This is a genomic window from Streptomyces panacea, from assembly GCF_040560175.1.
Lineage (GTDB): Bacteria > Actinomycetota > Actinomycetes > Streptomycetales > Streptomycetaceae > Streptomyces > Streptomyces panacea.
Genome location: NZ_JARJHW010000347.1, coordinates 1 through 2,686, shown reverse-complemented (window position 1 = coordinate 2,686; position 2,686 = coordinate 1). Strand labels below are relative to the sequence as shown.

At 70.4% G+C, this 2,686-nt stretch carries 3 protein-coding genes; 2 read left to right on the top strand and 1 reads right to left on the bottom strand.

Features of this window, described 5'->3' with window-relative positions:
• Window positions 1–11: 11 nt before the first annotated feature.
• Entirely contained in the window at window positions 12–407 is a 396-nt protein-coding gene (locus tag P3L51_RS35780) for a nitroreductase/quinone reductase family protein (RefSeq protein ID WP_354609537.1), read from the bottom strand.
• A 91-nt stretch (window positions 408–498) separates the two neighbouring features.
• On the opposite strand from P3L51_RS35780, the gene P3L51_RS35775 reads away from it, so the two are divergent.
• Together P3L51_RS35775 and P3L51_RS35770 are read left to right on the top strand one after the other, a co-directional pair.
• Complete coding sequence (locus tag P3L51_RS35775) at window positions 499–1,968, top strand: ABC transporter permease (protein ID WP_354609536.1); 1,470 nt, start codon at window positions 499–501, stop codon at window positions 1,966–1,968.
• Window positions 1,969–2,022: 54 nt separating this feature from the next.
• A partial coding sequence (locus tag P3L51_RS35770) for an ABC transporter ATP-binding protein (protein WP_354609535.1) occupies window positions 2,023–2,686 on the top strand: 664 nt, incomplete at its 3' end.

Below are 2,686 nucleotides of genomic sequence, written 5' to 3'. Positions count from 1 at the left end.
CACCCGGCCCGTCAGTCGGCCAGGTCGACGCGCACCGTCAGCAGGTTCGAGCCCAGCATCCGCACCACCGCGCTGTTCCCCGTCGGCAGGGTCCTGAGCCGCGCGCGGGGATCGTCCTCCGGCATCGGGTGAGCGGTTCCGTTGTGCCAGGTGCCCTTGATCCGCACCCGGACCCTCGGGTCGGCGTGGATGTTCCGTACGTAGTGCGACTTGTCGCCGTACTCCGACACCAGCCAGAACTCCCGGCCGACCAGGCTCCCGCCGACCGGCGTCCGCCGGGGCAGCCCGGACGTGCGCCCCGTGGTCTCCAGCAGGATCTGCCGAGGCATCCGGGTCGACAGCGGATTGGCGATCCGCCGCTGGAACGTGGTGACGACCCGGTGCTTGATCTCGTCGTAGCGCGACATCCATGACTCCCGTTCGTTCCGCTGACGGCTTCTCATCCTTCTCTTACCTTGCTCATACGCTGCCATCACGCACCGTGCATATTTTCACGCCATGTTCTTCACCTACCTCCGGCGCGAACTGCGCCGCCGCCGCAAGGCCGCGCTCGTCGTCGCCTCGGGGCTCGCACTCGGTATCGCGCTGGTCATCGTCGTCAACTCGGTCTCCTCGGGCATGCGACAGGCCCAGGGGAAGGTCCTGGAGTCGCTGTACGGACTCGGCACCGACATGACCGTCACCAAGGCCGCCCCGCCCGCCTCCGAGGGCGGTCGCGCACGGCCGCGCTTCAACTTCGACGCCCAGGACGGCGACGAGAAGCAGAGCAGCGACATGGTCATGCCGCAGGGCTTCGAGACCCTCGCCTCCAGCACCGTGGACAAGGTCGCCGACCAGTCCGGCGTGGCCGCCGCCGTGGGCGGCCTCAGCCTCACGGTCCTGAAGGTCGACGGTGAGTTCAAACCCGGCGAGTTCCAGCCGAGGGAGGGCGGCACCACCGGCGGCGGAGGCCCCGCGGGCGGCGGCGGTGGCGGCCCGCAGGGTGAAGTACGGGGCGGCGGAGCCGACTTCGACGTCAACTCCTACACGGTCTACGGCACCGACACCGCCCACCAGGATCTCGGCCCGCTGACCTCCTCCAAGATCACCGACGGCCGCGCGTTCAAGTCGACCGAGACCGACGCCGAGGTGGCCGTCGTCGACGCCGCCTACGCGAAGGAGAAGAAGTACAAGGTCGGCACCGAAGTCACCATCAAGGGAACGAAGTTCGAGATCGTCGGCGTATCCACCGCCGACAGCGGCGACGCGGCCGCCAACCTGTACATCCCGCTGAAGCAGGCGCAGACCCTCTCCGACTCCAAGGACAAGGTCACCACGGTCTACGTCCAGGCCGACGACTCGCAGCGGATCGGCGCCGTCAAGTCGGCCATCCAGAAGAACATCTCGGGCACCACCGTCACCACCTCCGCCGACCTCGCCGACACGGTCTCCGGCTCCCTCTCCACGGCGTCCGACCTCGCCACCAGCGTCGGCAAGTGGCTGTCCATCGCCGTCCTCATCGCCGCGTTCGTCGTCGCGGGCCTGCTCACCATGTCGGCCGTCAGCCGCCGCGTACAGGAATTCGGCACGCTCAAGGCCCTCGGCTGGAAGAGCGGGCGCGTCACCCGGCAGGTCGTCGGCGAGGCGATGGTCAACGGTCTGGTCGGCGGCGCGCTCGGCATCGCCGTCGGCGTGGCCGGCGCGTACGCGCTCACCGCGGTCAGCCCGTCCCTCACCGCCCAACTCGGCGCCGCGGCAGGCGGCCCCGGTGCCGGCGGCGGTCCGGGCGGCGGCCTCGTCCGGGCGGGCGGCCCCGCCGGGCAGGCCGCCGACAAGGCCGTCGAGATCGCCCTCACCGCTCCCATCTCCGCCGCCACGATCGCCATGGCGGTCGGCCTCGCGGTGACCGGCGGCCTCGTCGCCGGCGCCTTCGGCGGCTGGCGCGCCTCCCGCCTCCGGCCCGCCGACGCGCTGCGCCGCGTCGAGTAGCCCCTGGGCCGTACGAAACACCCTCACCCATCGCAGCAGCCCAGGAGACGCACCATGTATGAACTCAGCGGTGTCACCAAGCAGTACCGCAGAGGCAAGGACACCGTCGACGCGCTCGCCGGGGTCGACCTGACCATCGGGGAGGGCGACCGGCTCGTCATCAAGGGCCCCACCGGCGGCGGCAAGTCCACCCTCCTCCAGATGCTCGGCGGCCTCGACCGGCCCACCGCGGGCAGCGTCCTGCTCGACGGCACCGACCTCGCCCGGCTCGGCGAGGCCAAACTCACCGCCGTACGCGGCCGGTCCATCGGCTTCGTCTTCCAGAGCTTCAACCTCATCCCCACCCTCTCCGCACAGGAGAACGTCGAGACGGCACTCGTCCCGCTCGGCACCAAGGCCAAGGAACGCCGCGACCGCGCCGCCGAGGCCCTGCGCTCCGTCGGCCTGGGGGAACGCCTCAAACACGTGCCCTCCGAGATGTCCGGCGGTCAGCAGCAGCGCGTCGCCATCGCGCGGGCGCTGGTCAAACAGCCCAAGGTGCTGCTCGCCGACGAACCCACCGGCAACCTCGACGAATCCATGCGCGACGAGATCATGGATCTGCTCGAAGGGCTCTGGAAGGAGCACGGCCTGACCTTCGTGATGGTCACCCACGACAGCGCCATCGCGCGCCGCGCGACCCGCCTCGCCACCATCAGACGCGGCAAGATCACCATCA